The 20,972-nt window shown below is 69.1% G+C and carries 17 protein-coding genes; 13 read left to right on the top strand and 4 right to left on the bottom strand.

All coding sequences use genetic code 11. From position 1 onward, the window contains the following. Nucleotides 1–127 precede the first annotated feature (127 nt). The 7 genes from M4J07_RS10785 (at nt 128) to M4J07_RS10755 (ending at nt 9,491) form a co-directional block, all read left to right on the top strand. Complete coding sequence (locus M4J07_RS10785; protein ID WP_255970293.1) at nt 128–1,366, top strand: extracellular solute-binding protein; 1,239 nt, start codon at nt 128–130, stop codon at nt 1,364–1,366. Between the two features lie 4 nt (nt 1,367–1,370). Further along, nucleotides 1,371–2,360, top strand: a complete 990-nt coding sequence (locus M4J07_RS10780; RefSeq protein WP_255970290.1) for a carbohydrate ABC transporter permease — start codon at nt 1,371–1,373, stop codon at nt 2,358–2,360. Next, nucleotides 2,357–3,244 carry a carbohydrate ABC transporter permease gene (locus tag M4J07_RS10775; protein WP_255970288.1) on the top strand — a complete coding sequence of 296 codons (888 nt, stop codon included), beginning with the start codon at nt 2,357–2,359 and terminating at the stop codon, nt 3,242–3,244. Before M4J07_RS10780 ends, M4J07_RS10775 begins: the two co-directional genes overlap by 4 nt. 118 nt (nt 3,245–3,362) lie before the next feature. Then, a complete protein-coding gene (locus M4J07_RS10770; RefSeq protein ID WP_255970285.1) occupies nt 3,363–4,094 on the top strand; it encodes a fibronectin type III domain-containing protein in 732 nt (243 codons plus the stop codon). Nucleotides 4,095–4,123: 29 nt separating this feature from the next. Beyond that, nucleotides 4,124–5,527, top strand: coding sequence for a glucoamylase family protein (locus M4J07_RS10765; protein WP_255970282.1), 1,404 nt, complete (start codon nt 4,124–4,126; stop codon nt 5,525–5,527). Beyond that, the gene (locus M4J07_RS10760; protein WP_255970280.1) at nt 5,524–6,966 is read left to right on the top strand and encodes a sulfatase family protein; all 1,443 of its coding nucleotides are present in this window, start codon (nt 5,524–5,526) and stop codon (nt 6,964–6,966) included. The genes M4J07_RS10765 and M4J07_RS10760 overlap by 4 nt, the downstream gene beginning before the upstream one ends. Continuing rightward, the gene (locus tag M4J07_RS10755; RefSeq protein ID WP_255970278.1) at nt 6,963–9,491 is read left to right on the top strand and encodes a beta-galactosidase; all 2,529 of its coding nucleotides are present in this window, start codon (nt 6,963–6,965) and stop codon (nt 9,489–9,491) included. The genes M4J07_RS10760 and M4J07_RS10755 overlap by 4 nt, the downstream gene beginning before the upstream one ends. A gap of 79 nt (nt 9,492–9,570) precedes the next feature. Here M4J07_RS10755 and M4J07_RS10750 read toward each other — a convergent pair whose 3' ends face one another. Together M4J07_RS10750 and M4J07_RS10745 are read right to left on the bottom strand one after the other, a co-directional pair. Further along, complete coding sequence (locus M4J07_RS10750; RefSeq protein WP_255970275.1) at nt 9,571–11,154, bottom strand: alpha-amylase family glycosyl hydrolase; 1,584 nt, start codon at nt 11,152–11,154, stop codon at nt 9,571–9,573. Continuing rightward, a complete protein-coding gene (locus tag M4J07_RS10745) occupies nt 11,151–12,026 on the bottom strand; it encodes an endonuclease/exonuclease/phosphatase family protein (protein WP_255970272.1) in 876 nt (291 codons plus the stop codon). Before M4J07_RS10745 ends, M4J07_RS10750 begins: the two co-directional genes overlap by 4 nt. A gap of 108 nt (nt 12,027–12,134) precedes the next feature. Here M4J07_RS10745 and M4J07_RS10740 point away from each other — a divergent pair, with 108 nt between their 5' ends. The 4 genes from M4J07_RS10740 (at nt 12,135) to M4J07_RS10725 (ending at nt 15,908) form a co-directional block, all read left to right on the top strand. Further along, entirely contained in the window at nt 12,135–14,291 is a 2,157-nt protein-coding gene (locus M4J07_RS10740; protein WP_255970269.1) for a glycoside hydrolase family 3 N-terminal domain-containing protein, read from the top strand. A gap of 166 nt (nt 14,292–14,457) precedes the next feature. After that, nucleotides 14,458–14,850, top strand: coding sequence for a hypothetical protein (locus tag M4J07_RS10735; protein WP_255970266.1), 393 nt, complete (start codon nt 14,458–14,460; stop codon nt 14,848–14,850). Then, complete coding sequence (locus M4J07_RS10730) at nt 14,826–15,002, top strand: hypothetical protein (protein ID WP_255970263.1); 177 nt, start codon at nt 14,826–14,828, stop codon at nt 15,000–15,002. The genes M4J07_RS10735 and M4J07_RS10730 overlap by 25 nt, the downstream gene beginning before the upstream one ends. A 12-nt stretch (nt 15,003–15,014) precedes the next feature. Then, the gene (locus M4J07_RS10725; protein ID WP_255970260.1) at nt 15,015–15,908 is read left to right on the top strand and encodes a hypothetical protein; all 894 of its coding nucleotides are present in this window, start codon (nt 15,015–15,017) and stop codon (nt 15,906–15,908) included. Nucleotides 15,909–16,180: 272 nt separating this feature from the next. On the opposite strand, the gene M4J07_RS10720 is transcribed toward M4J07_RS10725, so the two are convergent. Together M4J07_RS10720 and M4J07_RS10715 are read right to left on the bottom strand one after the other, a co-directional pair. Then, the gene (locus tag M4J07_RS10720) at nt 16,181–16,549 is read right to left on the bottom strand and encodes a phosphotransferase family protein (protein WP_255970343.1); all 369 of its coding nucleotides are present in this window, start codon (nt 16,547–16,549) and stop codon (nt 16,181–16,183) included. A 1,223-nt stretch (nt 16,550–17,772) separates the two neighbouring features. Further along, entirely contained in the window at nt 17,773–18,699 is a 927-nt protein-coding gene (locus tag M4J07_RS10715) for an ATP-binding protein (RefSeq protein ID WP_255970258.1), read from the bottom strand. Between the two features lie 292 nt (nt 18,700–18,991). Here M4J07_RS10715 and M4J07_RS10710 point away from each other — a divergent pair, with 292 nt between their 5' ends. Continuing rightward, nucleotides 18,992–19,873 (top strand): helix-turn-helix domain-containing protein, encoded by an 882-nt coding sequence (locus M4J07_RS10710; RefSeq protein WP_255970255.1) that lies wholly within the window; start codon nt 18,992–18,994, stop codon nt 19,871–19,873. Continuing rightward, a complete protein-coding gene (locus tag M4J07_RS10705; RefSeq protein WP_255970252.1) occupies nt 19,870–20,064 on the top strand; it encodes a DUF397 domain-containing protein in 195 nt (64 codons plus the stop codon). The genes M4J07_RS10710 and M4J07_RS10705 overlap by 4 nt, the downstream gene beginning before the upstream one ends. Nucleotides 20,065–20,972: the final 908 nt, after the last annotated feature.

Below are 20,972 nucleotides of genomic sequence, written 5' to 3'. Positions count from 1 at the left end.
GGCGTTCACAAGTTTCGGCACGTTTACGGAAGCGTTACCTACAGCCCTCTTGAGTCACCCCGCACCTTCCTACAAGGTCATGTATGCGCTTACGTACAGCGCTTACATGAACGTGCTGGAGGGCCCCATGACACGCATCAAGTCCGTCGGCGTCACCGCGATCGCGGTGGCTACGGCGCTCACCCTGACCTCCTGCGGAAGCGGCGGGGGCGAACAGGTGGCCGCGGACAAGAAGCAGACGCTCACGGTGTGGGCCATGGGCGAGGAGGGCACTCGACTCCAGGCGGTCACCGAGGAGTTCACGAAGCAGCACCCGAACATCACGGTCAAGGTGACCCCGGTGGGCTGGGACGTCGTGCACCAGAAGCTCGTGTCGGCCATCGCCGCCAAGAAGCTGCCGGACATGGCGCAGATGGGCTCCACGATGATGGGTGAGTTCATCGCCCTGGACGCGCTGGAGCCGGTGGACACGAAGACGTTCAAGAAGGCGGACTTCTTCCCCGCCACCTGGGACAGCAACGTCCAGGACGGGACCGCGTACGGCGTTCCCTGGTACGCCGACACCCGGGTGCTCTACTACCGCACCGACCTCGCGAAGAAGGCGGGCATCACCAAGGCCCCCACCACGTGGAAGGAGCAGCAGGACCTCGCCGCCGCCTTCAAGAAGGCGGGCGCCGAGTGGGGCACCGATCTCCAGCCCAGCAGCACCGGCGCCTGGCAGAGCTGGGTGCAGTACCTGTATTCGGCCGGTGGCGAGCTGATCGGCAAGGACGGCAAGCCGGCCCTCGACTCCCCCGAGGCGATACGGGCGTTCACGCAGTGGGGCAGCTACTTCAAGAAGGGTCTGGCGAAGAAGACCTTCACGCCCGGCTACGACGTCACCAAGGACTTCGGCTCCGGGAAGCGGCCGATGTTCCAGTCCGGCCCGTGGATGGTCGCGAACATCGAACAGCAGCAGCCGCAGGTCAAGGGCAAGTACGAGGTCGTCCCCGTTCCCGCGGACAAGACCTCGACCTCCTGGGTCGGCGGCGCGTCCCTGGTCACGTTCAAGGACAGCCCGCGCAAGGCGGCGGCCGAGGAACTGACCAAGTACCTGACGACGGCGAAGACGCAGGCCAAGTGGTACGAGGTGGACAAGGCGCTTCCGGCCAACAAGGCCGCATGGAACGAGCCCGCGCTCAAGAACGGCGGCGATTCCCTCGCCACCTTCAAGACCTCGCTCGACACGGCGAAGGCGATCCCGCCACTGGAGAAGTGGAACGAGTTCGCCGCGGCCATCGAGGGCGCCCTGGCGAAGATCTCCCAGGGCGAGGACCCGACGGCGACCGCGAAGGCGCTGCAGAAGACGGCCGAGGGACTGGTGTGACCCCATGAGCACCACCACCGCACAGGCCGGGACGTCCGGTGCCGGGCAGGGCGAGGCGATGGCGACGAAGATCCGGGGCGGCGGTGCCGGGCCCGTCCGGCACCGCCGTGACCGGCTGTCCCGCCACAATCTGGCCGGCTGGCTGTTCTCCACACCGTTCCTGGTGCTGTTCCTCACCTTCATGGCGTTCCCGATCGTGGCCACGCTGCTGATGAGCTTCACCGACTTCGGGCTGCGCGACGTCACCGATCCGCTGTCGGCGCAGTTCGTGGGCCTGGACAACTACACGAAGCTCTTCCAGGACGAGAAGTTCGTGAAGGCGCTGTTCAACACGGCGTACTTCGTGGTCCTCGGCGTGCCGCTCACCATCGGCACAGGCCTTGCGGCCGCGGTGCTGCTCAACTCGGGCATCGACCGGATGCGCACCTTCTTCCGGGTCGGTTTCTACGCGCCCGTCGTCACGGCCATCGTGGCGGTGGCGGTCATCTGGCGCTTCGTGCTCGATCCCAGCGAGGGCCTGATCGCGAGCCTCGGCCACCAACTCGGGTTCCGGACACCAGACTTCCTCGGCTCCGAGGCCCTCGCGATGCCTTCGCTGATCGTGATGGCGGTCTGGCGGAACATGGGTTCGGCAATGGTGCTCTTCCTAGCGGGCCTGCAGGCCATTCCGACGGAGGTGCGGGAGGCGGCACGGATCGACGGGGCGGGGATCTTCCAGGAGTTCCGCAGGATCACGGTGCCGCTGCTGCGGCCCACCATGCTCTACGTCGCCGTCATGACCACGATCGGTTTCCTCAACGTCTTCGAGGAGCCGTTCGTGATGACCGACGGCGGCCCGTCGGACAGCACCCTGACGATCTCGCTGGACATGTACCGCGAGGGCTTCGACTTCTTCCACATGGGTTACGCCAGCGCCATGGCGTACGTCCTGTTCGTGGTGGTCCTCGCGATCACCACGCTCCAGCTCCGCCTCCTGAAGGACAAGACCTCATGAGCACGACCGAGACCCGGCCCCCGCTCGCGCCCGCGGCGACGACGCCTCGCCGGGCCCCGGCCGCCCGGGCCCGCCGGACGCTCGTGTACGTCCTGCTCTCCGTCGGGCTGGTCGTGACCGTCGCACCGTTCCTGTGGATGGCGCTGTCGTCCTTCAAGACCCAGCGGGAGCTGGGCGCGAGCCCGCCGGTGTGGGTGCCGACCGAGTGGACGCTGGACAACTTCCGGGAACTGCTCGACCGGATGGACGTGGGGCAGGCGTTCTTCAACTCCCTCCTCGTCGCCGTGTTCGTGACCGTCTGCAACCTGCTGTTCTGCTCCATGCTCGGCTACGCCCTGGCGAAGCTGAACTTCGTCGGCCGGCGGCCGGTCTTCGGCATCGTGCTCGGCGCCCTGATGGTGCCCGGCAACCTGATGCTGCTGCCCATGTTCGTGATGATGAGCGCGATGGGCCTGATCGACAGCTACGCGGCGCTGATCCTGCCGTTCGCGGCCGGAGCGTTCGGTGTCTTCCTGATGCGGCAGTTCATCCAGGCCATCCCGGACGAGCTGCTCGAGGCGGCGCGGATGGACGGCGCCCGCGAGTGGTACATCTTCTGGCGCATCGTGCTGCCGCTGGTCAAGCCGGCCCTCGCGACGCTGGCGATCTTCGTTTTCCTCGGTTCCTGGAACAACTTCCTGTGGCCGCTGGTCGCCACCAACGACCCGGGCAAGTACACGCTCCCGGTTGCCCTCGCTACCTTCGCCAACGACCCGACCCAAGCGGCCGGTTCCAACGGTGTCCTGATGGCAGGAGCGTTCCTCGTGGTGCTGCCGGTGCTGCTGGTGTTCGTCCTGCTGCAGCGCTTCTTCGCCCAGGGCATCGCCACCGCCGGGCTCAAGTAGCCCTTCAGCAGCCTTTTCTGACGAACGGTTCCTGCCCTGTACCACCGGGGCAGGAACCGGAGAATCCGCTGTTTCCGCACGCCCGGCATGTATGCGCATCCATTCGAGAGGCGACCCCATGCTCACCGCGTCACCGCACACCACCACCCTGACCGCACCCACCGGACTGCGTTCCGAGGACGGCACCGGTCACGTGTTCCTGACCTGGAAGCCGGTGCCGGGCGCCCACGACTACCTCGTGCACCGCTCGGTGTTCGCCGAGGGCCCCTACGAGCCCCTGCCCGGCGGGCCCCTCCCCCATCCCCCGTACGCCGACACGCGGGCCGAACCCGGCCACGGTTACTGGTACAAGGTCGCCGCCAGAGACGACCGGGGCGTCGGCCCGCTCACCTCCACGCCCGTCCCTGGGTGCGTCATGGCCCGGGGCATCGCGCTCGCGACCGTGACAGTGACGGTCGACGCCGCCGGCACCACTCCCCCGCAGCTCACCGGCGACGGCGCCCACGCCCTGGTCCGCTCCGTGGCCGGACCTACGGACGACGGCGACCACGTGCGCGTAGCGATATGGAACTCGGCCACGGACCGCACCACTTCACCGGCCGGCTCACCGGCCCTGGACCGCACGGTGGTCGTACGGGTGACCGGCCTCGCCCCGAGCGCCTCGTACACCGCCGCACTGCACGGCGCGGACACCGCTCCCGCCGACGCCAAAGCGGCGTACCGCGCACTCGGCGCCTCCCTGCGCCACTCGCCGCTCCCACCCCTGCCCACCGCGCCCGACGGCACCGCGAGTCTGACGCTCGACGTTCCGCTGCCGGGACTGCTCTCGCTCCACCTGTTCCGTGTCTGACCACGCCCCCCCCTCACAGGAGAGACCGCATGAAACGCCGCACCTTCCTCGCCACCGCCGCCGGCGCCTCCACCGCCCTCGCGCTCGGCACCACGACCACGGCCTCGGCGTCCGGCCGCAGTGACGGCGGCACCGAGGCGCTGCTGCGCCGCTGGTTCCGTGACACCTGCCGCTCCATCGAGGCCCTGACCACGGACTTCGGTCTGACCGCGGACACGATGGACGTCACCGCGAGCACGCTCACGCCGTCGGTCAACACATCGCCGACCAACATCGGTTGCGGCCTGTGGGCGACCGTCGCCGCCGGTGGGCTCGGCGTCATCGACGCCACGACGATGCGCCGCCGCCTCGACCGCACCGTATCCGCCGTCGAGCGCCTGGAGCGCGCCCACGGCTTCTGGTTCAACTGGTACGACGCCTACACCGGCGAGACCCTCACAGCGTGGCCGGACAGCGGCGACCCGGTCGACCCGTTCCTGTCGTCGGTCGACAACGCGTGGCTGATCACGGGCCTCAGGCTCGCCGCCGACGCGGACCCGTCGCTGCGCCCGCGCGTGGCGCGGCTGCTCGCGGACGCCGACTGGTCGTTCTACTACACGCCGTACGACGCCTCGGCCCCGGCGACCAACCCCGGTCAGCTGCACGGCGGTTACTCCATGGGCACCGAGTCCTTCACCTCGCACTGGTACGGCACGCTCAACACCGAGCCGCGCATGGCCAGTTACCTCGGCATCGCCGACGGCTCGCTGCCCGGCGAGCACTACTGGCACACCGACCGCACCCTGCCGCCCGGCACCGAGCAGGGCCAGCAGCCCGAAGGCGCGTGGGTGACGGTAGACGGGGTGCGGCTGTGGCGCGGCCACTACACGTACCGGGGCCGCACGTTCCTCCCCTCCTGGGGCGGGTCGATGTTCGAGGCGCTGATGGTCCCGCTGTTCGTCCCGGAAGCACAGTGGTCGCCGGGCGCTTGGGGGCTCAACCACCAGCGCTACGTGCGCAGTCAGATCGAGCACGGGATGATCGAGGAGGGGTACGGCTACTGGGGCTTCTCCCCCGCGAACGTCCCCGCGGGCGGCTATGCCACGTACGGCGTGCCCGCCCTCGCCACGTCGGTCGACGGTTACCCCTCCGGTGGCGTCGTCACCCCGCACGCGTCCTTCCTCGCGATGCCGTTCGCGCGCGACGAGGCGATCACCAATCTGCGGCGCATCGCACGGGACTTCGGAGCGTACGAGGACGGCATCGGCTTCCGCGACTCGGTCGACGTCACCACGGGCCGGGTCAGCGATCACGTGCTCGCGCTCGATCAGGGCATGATCGTGGCGGCGCTCGCCCAGGTGCTCAAGCCGGGGCTGCTCCAAGTCCCGTTCAGCAGCGGTGGTTTCGCGCGGCGCGTGCGGCCGCTCCTCTCGAAGGAGAGCTTCGGCATATGAGCGCGGGGAGAAGCACCGGGCGGCGCCCCAACATCGTCGTGATGATGACCGACGACCATGCCGTCCCCGCCATCGGCGCGTACGGAAGCGTCATCAACCGGACTCCGGCGGTGGACCGGCTCGCAGCCGAGGGCATGCGGTTCCACAACGCCTTCTGCACGAACGCGATCTGCTCGCCGGCCCGGGCCACCCTACTCACGGGCACGTACAGCCACGTGAACGGCATGACGACGCTGGAACAGCCCGGGCAGAAGTTCGACGCGCGTCAGCCGTCGTTCCCCGAGATGCTGCAAGCGGCCGGGTATCAAACGGCGATCATCGGCAAATGGCATCTGGGACACGGCGGAGTCAGCGACCCGTGCGGCTTCGACCACTGGGAGGTCCTGCCGGAGCACGGGCAGTACCACGACCCGAGCTTCCTGACCGTCGACGGTGAGACCAAGTACACCGGCTACGTCACCGACATCATCACCGACCTGGCCCTGAACTGGCTGGACGGGCGGGATCCCGACCGCCCGTTCGCGCTCCTGATCCAGCACAAGGCACCGCACCGCGCCTTCGAGCCGGCCGAGCGCCACCGTCATCTGTACGAGCAGGACCACATCCCGGTCCCCGCCACGCTGCACGACGACTACGCGAACCGGGCGGCCGCGGCGGCCGACGCGCGGATGCGGATGTCCGATCTGGAGGCGCAGGACCTCAAGTCGCCTGTGCCCGACGGGCTTTCGGAGCGCGAGGAGAGGGAGTGGCGCTACCAGCGCTACATCAAGGAGTACCTGCGGGTGATCGCGGGCCTCGACGAGAACGTAGGACGGGTCCTGCACTACCTCGACGTCAGCGGTCTCGCCGCTGACACCGCGGTCGCGTACACCTCCGACCACGGCTTCTATCTCGGCGAACACGGCTGGTTCGACAAGCGGTTCATGTACGAGCCGTCGCTGCGCATCCCGTTGGTCGTGCGCTGGCCGGGCGTGGTGGAGCCGGGGTCGTCGTGCGACGAGCTGGTGGCCAACGTCGACTACGCGCAGACCCTCCTGGACCTCGCCGGCGTGCCCGCGCACGAGCGGATGCAGGGCAGGAGTCTGTTGCCGCTGCTGCGGGGCGAACGGCAGGACGACTGGCGCGACGCGGTCTACTACCGCTACTTCGAGCACCTCGACGTCTGCCACGGCGTCCAGGCCAACTACGGGATCCGCACCCGCACGCACAAGCTGATCCACTACCCGGGCCACGGTTCGGGGCAGGTCGGGGCGTCGCCCGAGACGCGCCCGCCGCAGTGGGAACTGTTCGACCTGGAGCGGGATCCGTACGAGCTGCACAACCGGTACGACGACCCCGCGTACGCGCAGGTCGCCGAGGACCTCACCGCGCGCCTCACTGCGCTGCAACTGCACTACCTGGACACGCCTGAACACCTGAGCACCAAGGAGCCACGATGACGCTGGACGACCCGACCACCGGTATCTTCCCGCGGCGCAGAACCGTGTTGGGAGCGGGAGTTGCCCTGGCCGCGGCCTCCGGGTCGTTCACCACCGCGGCGGCGGCCGAGACGTCGAAGGACCGGTCCGCGGTCTCCGTCGCCTACCGCGACAAGCAGATTCTCATCGACGGCGAACCGGCGGTCGTCCTCGCCGGTGAGATCCACTACTTCCGGCTCAAGCGCGCCGACTGGCAGTCGCGGCTCGACCGGGCAAAGGAGGCCGGGCTCAACACCATCGCCACGTACATCCCGTGGATGTGGCACGAGACGGCCGACGGCTCGATCGACGTCACCGGCCGGACCAGGCCCGAGCGCGACCTGGGAGCGTTCCTGGACCTGTGCCTGGAGAACGGCTTCCATGTCATCGCTCGGCCGGGCCCGTTCACCATGGCCGAACTCAAGGGCGAGGGCGTTCCACAGCGGGTGCGCACCGACCACCCGGAGATCGTGCCGACGGGCTGGAACGGGGACAAGGCCACCACGGCCGCCGTCGACTACCTGGCGCCCGCCTTCCTCAAGGAGGTCGAGCGCTGGTACGACGCGGTGATCCCGGTCATCGCCGAGCGCTTGCACCGCAAGGGCCGGCCCGGAGTGATCGCCTGCCAGCTCGACAACGAGATCGGCATGCTCCCGTGGGTCAGCAACGGGCCCATTCTGACCGACCGTTGCCTACGGGACTTCAACTCCTGGCTGGACACGACGTACGAGAAGGACCTGGCCGGGCGCTATCCCTTCGCGGGCGGCAGCGCGGGCGAGCGCGACGCCGCGATCCGCTCGCCGAAGGACAGTTACGCGCCCGCCCTCATGCACGACCTGGGGACGTACATGCGGGGCGTGATCGCCGACTACGCGGCGAGGCTCCGCTCGTACGCGGAGAAGGGCGGGCTGCACGGCGTCCCGTTCCTGATCAACATCCACGGGACGGGAGGCGGCAAGGCGGACAGCTTCCCGATCGGCATCAGCCAGCTGATGGAGTCCTACGCGGGCAGGCCCGGGATGATCTCCGGCGCCGACTTCTACCTCGGCGATCTCACCCTCGCCAACGTGACCGACCTCTATCTGGTCAACGCGTTCATGGACGCGGTCCACGACGCCGACCAGCCGTTGACGGCCCTGGAGTTCGACGCGGGCCACGCCGACTACGGCGACGACCTGAGCAACGAGACAGGGCGCGGGGCGGTCGGGCTCAAGACGCGGCTCTGCGTCGCGCAGGGCGCGAAAATGATCAACTACTACCTGTTCGCGGGCGGCTTCAACCCGAAGCTCGACAAGCCGGTCCGCGACGGCAACGACCGCATCGGCATCACCGGCGAACGCCATGGCTTCGCCGCGCCGATCGACCCCGAGGGCAGGCCCGGTGTCAGCTTCGCCCCCACCAAGGAGACGGCCCACGCCGTCCGCGGCCTCGCCTCGGCGCTTGCGCCGATGAAGGCGGAGTACGACGACGTGGTGCTCGGTTTCGTGCCCGACCACTACCTCACCGAGTACCGGCCGCCGCAGAGCGACGCCGTGCAGGCCGTGGTCGACGATGTGACGGGCACCCGTGGCTTCGGCCCGCGCGGCGCCCTGACGCGCGCGATGCTGCTCGGCGGCTTCCGGTACCGGAGCGTCAACCTGCAAGCCGGCGACCTCGATCCGGTGAAGCAGCCGGTCCTCGCACTGGCCACCGGGCAGTATCTGGCGCGCCCGGTCCAGGAACGGCTCGTGCGCTACCTCAAGGCCGGCGGACGGCTGCTGCTGTCGGGCCAGGTGCCGGGCAAGGACATGACGGGCGCGTCCTGCACGGTGCTGCGCGACGCGCTGGGCCTGATGCCGGGCAAGACCCTCACGGACGCGAACCAGTTCTGGCTGTCCGTGACCGCGCACGGCTGGGCGGCGCCGCGGGCCGAAATCCGGGTGTCCAGGGCCCAATTGTGCTCGGCGAGCAGGGGCGAGACCGTGCTGCGCGAGGTGTCCAGCGGGGACGGCTGCGGCTTCGACATCCCCGTGGGCAAGGGCCGGGCCGTCGTGATCACCTCGGAGTACCGCTGTGACCTCGACTTCTGGCTCAGTGCCTTCAAGGTCCTGGGCGCGGCGCCCGCGATCGGCCACAGCGCCACTGCCGCGGGCGTCTTCATGCTCACCACCAAGGACGCGGACGGCGGCCGGCTGCTGCACGCCTTCAACGTCACCTCCGGGTACGACGAGTCCTGCACAGTCACCGAGAAGGGCAAGGCCCTGTTCGGCGGCGAGCGGCTGCATCTGGCGGGGGCGAGCGCGGCGATGCTGCCGCTGGGCCTGACCGCGGGCGGGCTGCGCATCGCGTACGCGACCGCGGAGATCACCGGCATCTCCGACGGCAAGGTCACCTTCCGCGCACTCGGTGACGAGGCCGTCGTGGCCGTCGACGGCCGGGCGCGCTGCGAGGGCGCCAAGTCCTCGTACGAGGGCGGGCGCACCGTCCTGCGCGTGCGCCGCGGGGAGTTCACGGTCAGCAAGGGGTGACGGCCGCGTAGGAGGGGCCGCACTGCCGACGGGCGGTGCGGCCCCTTGTGCGTTCCTGGGTTTCCAGGCTCTGGGGTATCTACAGCTCGAAGATGCCGTAGCCGAAGCCCTCAGCGTTGATCCGGCCCCGGCCTACCGTGACCCCGGACGCCACGACCGGGGTGGCGCTTTCCTGCGGGGCGGCGACATCCGCGTACTCACTGCGCGGGTTGACGACCACGAGGTGGCGGCCACCGCGGACGTAGACGAGCGGGTAGCCGTCGTGCAGGACCTCGGTGCTGCCCGCGGGGCCGAGGTCCGGGGAGGCGCGGCGCAGGGCGATCAGGCGGCGGACCAGGTGCAGGAGGGAGTCGGGGTCGGCCTGCTGGGCGGCGACCGCGGGCCGGTCCTGGTCGGGGTCTACGGGCAGGTAGAGCCGGTCGGCCGGGGCGGTGGAGAAGCCCGCGTTCGGGGTGTCGTCCCACTGCATGGGGGTGCGGGAGCCGGCCCGGTTGTAGCGGGGGCCCAGGCGGCTGCCCTCGTGGTCGGGCAGGCCGGGGACGTAGCGCATGCCGATCTCGTCGCCGTAGTAGATCGCGGGCAGCGTCGGCCAGGTGAGCTGGAACGCGAAGGCGGCGGGGAGCTGCTCCGCGGTGCGCGGGCCGCAGGCCAGGCGGGAGAAGTCGTGGTTGGCGGTGGGCAGGGCGAGGAAACCGGCGTCGCCGACGGCTTCGCGGGCCGCGCGCCAGCCGTCGAGGAAGGTCCGCGGGGAGCCTTCGCCGGCCGCGTCGAAGTACGGGGCCTGCGGCGCCCACGGCTCGCTGACCGTGCCGGCGAAGTTGTTCCACAGGGAGCGCAGGTACAGGCCGTCGTTGTCGGAGCCGAACTGCAGGAAGAAGTCGCCGTGGAAACCGGCCGGGACGGAGACTGCCGGGTCGCCCCATTCGGACAGCAGCGCCGCGTGCGGGTGCGTGGCGTCGAGCCAGCCGCGCAGCTCCCGCCACAGCTTCGCGGTCTCTTCGTGGCCCGGGTCGTCCTTGACCAACGACGCGGCCATGTCGACGCGGAAGCCGGACAGGCCGAGGGAGAGCCAGTGGTCCATGATGTCGCGCAGCGCCTGACGGTTGGCGCGGGGGCCTTCGGCGTCGACGGGCAGGCGCCAGGGCTCGTCCGCCTTCATGCGGGCGTGGCCGAAGTTGAGGGCGGGCTGCGACTCGAAGAAGTTGGGCTGGTAGAAGCCGGGGCGGGTGCCGGGGGACGCGACGAAGCCGGGCGGCGCCGCGTCGGTGTCGGCCCAGATGTAGCGCTGGTCGGCGGGGTCGTTCATCGACGCCTTGAACCAGGCGTGCTCGTCGGAGGTGTGTCCTGCGACCAGGTCGAGCAGGACGCGGATGCCGCGGCGCCGGGCGGCGTCGACGACCTTGGCCAGGTCGTCGTTGGTGCCGTAGCGCGGGGCGACGGTGAGGTAGTCGCTGACGTCGTAGCCCGCGTCACGGAACGGTGAGGCGAAGCAAGGGTTGAACCAGACGGTGTTCACGCCGAGCCAGGCCAGGTGGTCCAGCTTGGCCTCGACACCCGCGAAGTCACCGATGCCGTCGCCGTTCGAGTCGGCGAAGGACTGCGGATAGATCTGGTAGAGGACGGCGTCGGCGAGCCACTCGGTGGCGGGGCGGCGAGAGGTCATGGGGTGGGGTCCTCCGAGGACGGTCGGGACGGTGAGGATGACGACTCCGACGGCGCGGTGTGCACCACAGCGTGGATCGGCAGGTGGTCGCTGGGGAAGCGCCCGCCGGGGGCGAAGGTGTAGGCGTGCGCCGAGCGGACCCGGACGCCGCGCGAGACGAGGATCCAGTCGATCCGCTCGCCGCCCGGGACCGGGGGCCGGTAGTCGTGGAAGGTGCCCAGGTCAGGGCCGCGTTCCTCGGCCGTGTCCCAGGCGTCCACGAGATCGGCGGCGGCGAGGAGCCGGGTGTACGGCGAACTGCCAGGACCCGCCGGGGAGTTGAAGTCGCCGGTGACGATGCGCGGGACGTCCGGAACGAGCGCGTTCAGCCGCTCGGCGAGCAGCTCGGCGGAGCGTTCACGGGCGTCGGCGCTCGCATGGTCGAAGTGGGTGTTGGCGGCGCAGAACTCCGTGCCCGTGACCAGGTCGCGGAAGCGGGCCCAGGTGACCATGCGGGGGCAGCCGCCGCCCCAGGTGTTGGAACCGGGGACGTCCGGGGTGCCGGAGAGCCAGAAGTGACCGTGCGCGAGAGCGGCGAGGCGGCGACGGTCGTAGAAGAGGGCCATGAACTCGCCGTCGTCACCGCCGTCCCGGCCCTCGCCGACCCAGTCGTAGTCGGCTGTGGACGAACCCAGCGCGGCCTCGACGTCCCGCACCTGGTGCCGCAGACCCTCCTGCGTTCCGAGGAGATGCGGACGCGCGCCGCGCAGCAACTCACCTACCGCCGGTCTGCGCTCGGGCCAGGTGTGGGGCGGATTGTCCCAGTGGACCTGCAAGTTGAGGCTCATGACGCGCAGTCCGTACTCGTCCTCCGGGAACCCACGGCCGTTCACGGGAAACCTCCCCACCCTCTTGAACGCATTTCCTGAATGCGCTTACATGACTGGCGCACACGTTAACTTCGCATGGGCAATGCGGCAATAGAGCGGTGAGGGGCTCGCATGCTTCGAGGGTATGAGGACCAGGTCAAGGGGCTTCTCGACCGGATGACGACCGCCGAGAAACTGGGGCAGCTGCAACAGCTGACCTGGACCGGCGACACAGGTCCCGGCGGAGGCCAGACCGCGCACATCGAGGCGGCCGCGCGCGCCGGAGTGCTCGGTTCCGTGCTCAACATCCACGGCGCGGCGCACACCAACGCTCTTCAGCGGATGGCCGTCGAGGAGTCGCGGCTCGGCATCCCGCTGCTGTTCGGCCTGGACGTCATCCACGGCTTCTGGACCACGTTCCCGATCCCGCTGGCGCAGGCGGCCTCCTTCGACCCGGAGGTGGCGCGACGGGACGCCGAGGTGTCGGCGGCGGAGACCCGCTCGAACGGGGTGCGCTGGACGTTCTCGCCGATGATGGACGTCACCCATGAGCCGCGCTGGGGCCGCATAGCGGAGGGCTCCGGGGAGGATCCGTACGTCAATGCCGCCTTCGCCGTGGCCAAGATCGAGGGTTACCAAGGTGCGGCCGACGGTGGCCAGTTGGCCGACCCGGACCGCATCGCGGCCTGCGCCAAGCACTTCGTCGCCTATGGCGGGGCGGAGGGCGGCCGCGACTACAACACGGTCGACGTCTCCGAGCAGCGGCTGCGCAACCACTACCTGCCGCCGTTCAAGGCGGCCGTCGACGCGGGCGCGGCCACGATGATGGCCGCGTTCAACACCGTTTCGGGTGTCCCCGCGCACGGCAACGCGCACACGATGAACGCGATCCTCAAGGAGGAGTGGGCGTTCGACGGTTTCGTCGTCAGCGACTACACGGGCGTCGAGGAGCTGATCGCGCACGGCTTCGCCGAGGACGGCGCCGACGCGGCACGGCTCGCCTTCAACGCCGGGCTCGACATGGAGATGGTCTCCACCCATGTGACCGATCACGGCGAGCGGCTCCTGGCCGAAGGGCTGATTAGTGAGTCCCGGATCGACGACGCGGTCTCGCGCATCCTGCGCCTCAAGTTCGCCCTCGGCCTGTTCGAGAATCCGTACGCCGACGAGAGCGCCGAGATTGCCGACCCGACTCCGGCCGCACGCGAGGCGGCACGAGCGGCGGGCGCCCGGTCCATGGTGCTGCTCAAGAACGACGCCGGCATCCTCCCCCTGGAGCGCACCGCCGCCTCGATCGCGGTGGTCGGCCCGCTCGCGGACTCCACGGATCTGCACGGCACTTGGGCGGGCCCCGGTGGCTACCAGTTGCCGTCGGTCAGCATCGTGGACGCGGTGCGCACGGCGGCGCCCGACGCCCGCGTCACGCACGCCGGTGACGACATCGCGGCCGTGGTCGCCGCGGCGCGGGAGGCCGAGGTCACGGTCGTCGTGGTCGGCGAAACTCCCGCGCTCAGCGGTGAGGCGGCCGTGCGCAGCGACATCGATCTCCCCTCCGGTCAGGAGGAGTTGATCGCCGCCGTCGCCGCGACCGGGAAGCCGTACGCCGTAGTGCTCCTGAACGGCAGGCCCCTCACGATCGGCGGCTGGCTGGATGCCGCGCCCGCGGTCCTGGAGGCCTGGCACCCGGGCATCGAGGCGGGGCACGCCGTGGCGGACGTGCTGTTCGGCACGGTCAACCCCGGCGGCAAGCTGCCCGTGTCGTTCCCGCGCGCGGTGGGCCAGATCCCCGTCTACTACAACCACGAGAACACCGGCCGCCCCGCCCGTGTCCCCGGCGCCGACCCGAAGTTCGTCTCGAAGTACCTGGACCTGGACGAGACCCCGCAACTCCCGTTCGGGCACGGCCTGAGCTACACGACGTTCACCACCGGCGCCCCCGAGCTGCGGCGCTGCGAGATCACTCGCGACGAGCTCACCGCGGGCGAGACGGTCGAGGTCACCGTGACGGTCACCAACACCGGTGACCGCGCCGGCGACGAGGTCGTCCAGCTCTACATCCACGACGTCGCGGCGAGCATCGCCCAGCCGGTGCGCCGACTGCGCGGCTTCGAGCGGGTGGCGCTGGAGCCGGGCGCGAGCACGACGGTCCGTTTCCGGCTCGGCGGCGAGGACCTCGGCTTCTGGACGAACGACACGACGGGGACGTACGTCGTGGAGCCCGGCCGCGTCGACGTCTACGCGGGGACGAGCTCGACGGCGCGGGCGTGCGCCACACTCCGCGTTCTGTGACCCATCTCTGATCCGCGTACGGTCGGTGGCTGAGCAGTGGTCACCATGGCAACAGCCCCTCCGGGGCGGCACTTTGATACGACGTGCCGCCCCGTCGCTGCGCGGCGCGCGTCCGATGTCCGGCACCCCGACCACGACCACTGGTCGAGTTGAGGAGTACAGCCCGATGACCGTCACGGCCGCAGCACCGCAGTCCGAGCTGGACCGTCACTACGAGGGCCTGGCCCGCACCCACACCGCCGACTTCACCCGGGAGGAGTACGTACACCTGTCGAACGTGCTCTCCCCGGAGACGATCGCGGCGTACGAACTCACGATCACCTCCGAGGTGATCCGGCTGAACACGCAGGGTCTGCCCCTGGCGGAACAGGACACCTACGGCAAGGCGTTCCTCCAGATGACGAATCTGTGGCAGCACCACGAGAAGGTGAAGGAGCTGGACTCCGCAGCTCGCTACCGCCCGTGCCTGACCGTGCGGAAGACCAATACCTCTGGCACCGCTCCCTCACCCCAGCGCAGCAACGCGACGCCGCAGTGCTCGACCACCTCGAGACGCTGAACAGCCATCTGGCCGGGCACCCGGCCCCCGGACTCGACCCGCACGATCCGCTTCCCGAGGTCGCACTCCAGGCCGCCGAGGGCTTCAATCCCAACCTGTCCCGGCTCATCGCCAGCTACCGCAGGACCCGTGACAGTGACACGAGCCCATGACCCAGGGCAGGGATGGACGAACTCCTCGTTGTCAGTGCCGGGTGGAACACTCCTTGCATGGCATTGAGGACCCCGAGCTTTCTCGATCTGGAGACGCTGCTCTCTCAGGCGGAGTACCACGACATCAACGTCCCCGTGGCGCAGGACATTGTCGAAACGACGGTGAGCAAGAGGTCCGGCGGCGGCAAGGCCGGCATCGGCGCGCTGGCTCTGAACGGGTCCGCGGGAAGCGACTTCCAGTTCCAGTCGACCTACAGCCTGGCGCCGCGGGAGAAGGCGACCGTCTCCAAGGTGATCGACGGCCTGATCCGCGACAAGGCGGTCACCGTCAACCCGGCCGGAGACTCAGCCCTCTTCAAGGACGCCCTCGTTGAGATCGAGGGCACCGCCCGGATCACGGCCGCGAGCGTGATGAGCAAGCTGTTCTTCGTCTTCCGGCAACTGATGCGGGACCGCGACATCGACGATCTCAGCGAGCTCGCCAACCTCGATGTCCACGACACCGACGTCGCGCAGGCGATCCAACGGGTCTACCTGCACAACGAACTGCTGCCGCTGCCCATGCTCTTGGAGGTCACCGGGAGCTCCCTGCCTCACAAGGTGTACGTCCACGTGCGCCCCGACTTCTTCATCAACGAAGCATCGGCGGATCGCCTCGAAGGAGACCTGCGCATCCTCGGCAGTGTGTACCGGCTTATCCCCGACGGGGAGTTCAGGGTCACCGACGAATGGCTTCTGCACGGCTGGGAGTTCATGATGCGCAGGATCATGATGGCGCAGATCCAAGACGACCTCCGAGAGGTCACCCAGCAACTCACCCGGCTCGGTCTGGACGTCCCCGAAGACGACGTCCAGGCCTACATCTCCGGCCCCGCCGTCGTCATCGACGCCATCGCGCTGTACTGAGATCCAGCTCGGAACTCGGCTCTGCCGGCCGAATTCCCGGTCGTCGGCTCCGGGTGCGCAGCGCGGCCTGACCATCGGGCCAACCCCCGGAATCAACGAGCGCCGCCGTACCAACCGAGCAGTTGGCCAGCGGGGTGTTCACGCCAGGCGCGCGAGGGCGAACGTGCGCACAGCCGGGTCTGTGGCGAGCGCCGCATCGGCAAGGAGGTGGATGCGCCAGTACAGGGCGGCGCGTCGGCCCGCGCGGCGGCCTGGCCGATGGGCGAGGGCGGTCATGGGGGCGGGTCGGGGAGTTGGAGGCGGACAGCGAGTCGGGCGGTGTCGGACAGGGGGTCGCCGAAGGCGGCGAGTTCCCAGTCCAGCAGTCCGGCCCGGACGAGGTGTCCGGGTTGCAGGTCATGGTGCAGCAGTCGGGGCTCGACGCCGTCGAGCGCGAGGTCGTCGAGTTTGTGGCGGAGCTCCGTGGCGATATCGGCGAGGCCGGGGGCCGCTGCGGCGTAAACGGTCAGGCGCGCGTGCAGGTAGTCGCGCCAGGTACGGAACCGCACCGCGCCGGCCAGCCGTCCGGCGTGCGTACCGGGGATGCGGTGTATGGCAGCCAGCGGTGCGGCGAGTGCGTCGAGGAAGCCCTGCGCGGCAATCGGGGTGGCGTCGACGGCCGTTTAGGCCGTCCACGCCGGGCAAGCACCACGCCCCGGCGCCCAGCAGGCGCGGCGCCGGGGCGTGGTGCCCGGCCAGGAGACCAAGCGTCGGCTGCCCCGTGGCGGCCCGGGGCCGGGTCGTCGTAGTGCTTGAGCACGTACGGGGCGGGCCCGTCGATGTACCAGACGCGGTGGCCTGCCCGGTGGTGATCTCACGGGCGCCGTGCCAGGACCACAGCTTTGACGGAGTTGCGGATCGTCGGGGCTACGGTCTCGGACATGAGCAGGCTCCCAAGGTGGGTACGACGGCGAGGGGTTGGAGGGTCAGCGTTCAGTTTTGCCGAATTCATGGTGGCGCCCGGTCGCTCGGCGCCAGAGCAGTCGCCATGGACCGGCCAGCCGTACGAACGGCTGGAGCGGGCTGGCCACGACCAGGCGAACCAGATGGCCGGAGCCGGCCCGGGGTGGCAGCGTCGTTGACGGGGGCGCAGTGACGCACGCGTGCAGGGCCGGCGCCAGGGCCAGCAGTCGCGCGGGTAGCAGCGGGCCGTGCAGCAGCACGCCGACTGCCGCGAGCGTGGCCCAACTAGGACCAGTCCTGGCGATCATCCGGTGCGGCGCCTCGGTAATACTTTGACCGGAATCGTGGGAAGGGGCGGGCGAATCCGTGGACAGTGACCTGCGGCGTGCGGTGGTCGTGACGCTTGGCGAACTCGGGCGAAGCGATGACTGGCGTGACCGGGCGGACTCCGGTCACAGCCTGGCAGGGTTCGCCGAGATGCCGGAGGCCGTAGAGCTACTGCTGGCAGGGCATTTGCGTTGCGGGCGGCCAGGCCGAGGAAGGTCACAGGCCGCGCAGTGATGCGCAGTTGCAGTCCGGGGTGGCGGCTGGGCTGCAGGACCAGCTCGATGGCCTCACTGTTGTCGAGGTTCGCCCGGGAACGCAGGTGGCCGCTCAGCAACCAGTCGCCGACGGATTCGGTGTCTTCGTCGGCCAGTAGAGACTGAAACGTATGGGCCAGCACGCGCATCCACGGCAGGGCCGCGTTGGCGCTTCGCGCGGCGTAGGAGCCAACGAGTGCATCCATCTCCGGGGTATGCAACAGGCACTCTGACCAGAAGCCGCCCTGGGCGTGCGCTGATCTGGTCACGCCCCCTCCGGTGAGGATGCCGCAGCCCTCGGCATCGGTGCGGCGGCCCGTGAAAGGCGGCACGTGACTGCCTCAGCCATGACTTGGCTGGCGTGCCAGAGACAGGACAGGCCGTGCTGCCGGTAGATCGAGGACGGCGCGCAGTCCCAGATGCCTGCCCGCGTGGGACGCTACGCTCGAGCGGAGATACATCGCGGTGTCCGGGGCCGGGGCACCGGCCGGGGCCACCTCGACCGCGATCTGGGTACGGCTCCTGTGCACGGTGACCCGAAGGTGGTCGGCCCCTGCGGTGGCGGCGCAGACGTCCCGCGTCAGGCAGGCAGCCCGCTGGCCGAGCTCATCGGCGTACAGGACCGGCAGGCCCCAGCCCCGGGCGATGTCACGCACCGCCAGCCGGGTCAGCAGGCCCAGACTTGCCGTCACTGGCCGCGTCCACGACAGCGCTTCGTCGTGGCTCGGCGAGTCCTCCGCGCGGCCGTGCGCCTCAGGCTCCTGCGTGCAGGCCGCCGGGCACGATCCCTCGCCCTGGGGAACGTCGATGGCCGCCCACACCCTCGTCCCGTCGATGTGAGGGTGAGCGCCCCAGCGGGTGGCCAACTCCTCGACGAGCAGCAGGCCACGCCCGTGCTCGCGATCACCGTCAGCCGGCCGGGCGGCGAGCGGCTGTTGCGGTCCAGGCCCTTCATCGGTCACGGTGAGGACAACCTCGGTCGGCCAGAGCGAGATCTGCACGACGACGGTATCGCTCGCCGTGTGGCACACCGCGTTGGTAACCAACTCTGAGGCGATCACTGCGAGTTCGCCAAGCAGGTCGCCGCGCACTCCCCACTGCTGCAGAAGCTCGCATACGTACCGGCGGGCAGCGGGAACGGACTCCAGGCGGTGCGGGAAGCGGCATTCGCCGCTGCGCAGCGGCGGAACGTCGACGCGCGGCCTGTGGGGCACCTCCTGCAGGCACCTGGAGGAGTGGCAAGTTCGCGAGAAGGGCTGGTCGGTCATACGACTCTCCAAGACCTAGTACTGCCCGGCTGTGTGGTGGTGGACAACACCCAAAGATCACCAGACGCTTACGTACCGGTACGCAGCGTGCCGCCCGCTGAAGCATGGCAGAGCAACGACGCCCACAGAACTCTCTTGGCAGAATTCTGCTAGAGGAAATCTGCTCCCAACCCGTCGACGACGGAAGCAAGTTGACGGACACTTTGAAACATTCGCTTCTGACGCCGAAGATGCGTTGCCACCGGCGAACGTTCGAGGCGAGACTGACGTCATGCAAGGGGAGGACAATCCGATGAGCGAGGCCATCGAGTCCGCGACACCAGCGCTGTGCCGTCTGCAGCTCGGAAGCGAACTACGCAGACTCCGCAACGAGGCCGGCCTCAAAGCGGCCGAGGTCGTCCGCGAGCTGGCATGGGCCGGATCGAAGCTGACACGCCTGGAGACGGCGGACAACGGGATCGTCGAGCCCTCAGACGTCATGGCGCTGTGCCAGATCTACGCAGCCCCTGCCGAGACAACCGCGATCCTCAAGGGATACGCGACGGTCACCAAAACCAAGAGGGACTGGTGGCAGTCACCCGAGTACCGCGACGTCATTCCCCCGGGACTGAAGGCATACCTCAGCCTGGAGGCGACCGCCTCGTCCTTGAACACCTACGCATCGGAGTTCGTGCCAGGTCTGCTGCAGACCGAGGAGTACATCCGCACGATCCACGCAGCCGACCGTCTCAGTCAGGACGACATCGACCGCCTCGTAAAGGTCCGCGTGACGCGCCAGGAGGTGCTGCACCGCGAACACTCACCTCTCCGCCTCACCGCGGTCCTCAACGAGGCCGTGCTTCGCCGCGCCGTGGGCGGCAACCAGGTGATGGGCAACCAGCTCGCGCACATCACCGAGATCGCCACGTCGCTTCCCAACGTGAAGGTTCAGGTCGTCCCGTTTTCGGCCGGGCATCACCCCGCGATGAACGGACCGTTCACCAGTCTGCAGTTCCGACACCCGATCCTGAAGCCGATCGTCTACCTGGAGAACTTGGCCAACGCCGGAGTCTCACGGCGCGAGGACGACGTGGACAAATACGAAGAAACCTTCCGCGACCTGCAAGTCATGGCTCCGGCCATCCCGGAGTCATTGGAATTGATCAAGAACGCACGCAAGGAGTTCCACCGGTGAACAACCGAGTTGACGGCAACGCCACATGGGTCACATCGAGTTACAGCAATGACCAGGGCGGCGAGTGCGTCGAGGTGCGTTTGACACCCGTGATCGGCGTCCGCGACTCCACACGCCCCACGGGCGGATCCCTTGATCTGTCCGCTGACGTCTGGGCATCCTTCCTGACCATGGTCACCAGCCGGCCCTAAGCAGCACCCCGGCAGCAGACAGGACCACTCAAGCGCGCTGTCCGGGCCGTCAGACTCGCGGCAGAGAAACCCATGACGAAGCGTTCATACAACAGGGATTTCAGCACCCCAGTATGAATGGCAGCACCGCGACCGAACGGTCATGATCAGAGGGTGGCCAGACCGTGGTGTCGGTCCGGCCACCCTCTGATCATGACCGGCGACGACGCTGGGCGCCCCACTCCTCATGCCGGCTGGCTCTCACGAGAGACCAGTTCGTTCGCTGCACCCTGGAACCGGCTGGCATGGCAGGCCAAGTCGCGTGAAGTGGGCCGACAACGCCGAGTTCCCCGCAGACAGACACGACGACCGGCAGACCGACCGGCTACACCGCTCCTTCCCGCACCAAGCAAGCGAACAGCGAACTCGGTATGCCGCTCACCGCCGACTACGACCAAGAACCGCACGAGCGGGCACCCCAACCCCCGTCCCGCCGCCACGCCCCCCAACTCCAGGCTCCACACAGCCACACGCGCCAACACGCGAGCGGCCCTCCGCTCACCTCCGACCGGCACCAATCACCCGACGGCACAGGACCCAGACACACGGCCAGGCCACCGGCGCGCCGCCCCCGCCCCACGCGCACCCTGGAACGACGGCACCGAACCCCGCGCACGCACACGCCGATCCGATCCTGCCGTCTGCTCTGTCTCTCTTCCCTTCCTTCTTCGTCTGTGGGCCGCACCGGAGGGTGCGTGTGAGGGGTTGTCGACGCCACCGGTACACCCTCAAAGATCGCCTGACCTGCAACTTCGCGGTCCGGTGCGGTAAGGAGCGCACTAGGGGCTTTGACGGGTCTTTTGTGGGGGGCTTTACAGAGGTGCTTGACGGGGACTTTGCACGTCGCAACCGGGTCCCCGGCCCGGACC

Source organism: Streptomyces longispororuber (genome assembly GCF_024448165.1).
GTDB lineage: Bacteria > Actinomycetota > Actinomycetes > Streptomycetales > Streptomycetaceae > Streptomyces > Streptomyces longispororuber_A.
The sequence above is the reverse complement of the archived record's forward strand: the minus strand, read 5'-3'. Positions and strand labels throughout refer to the sequence as shown.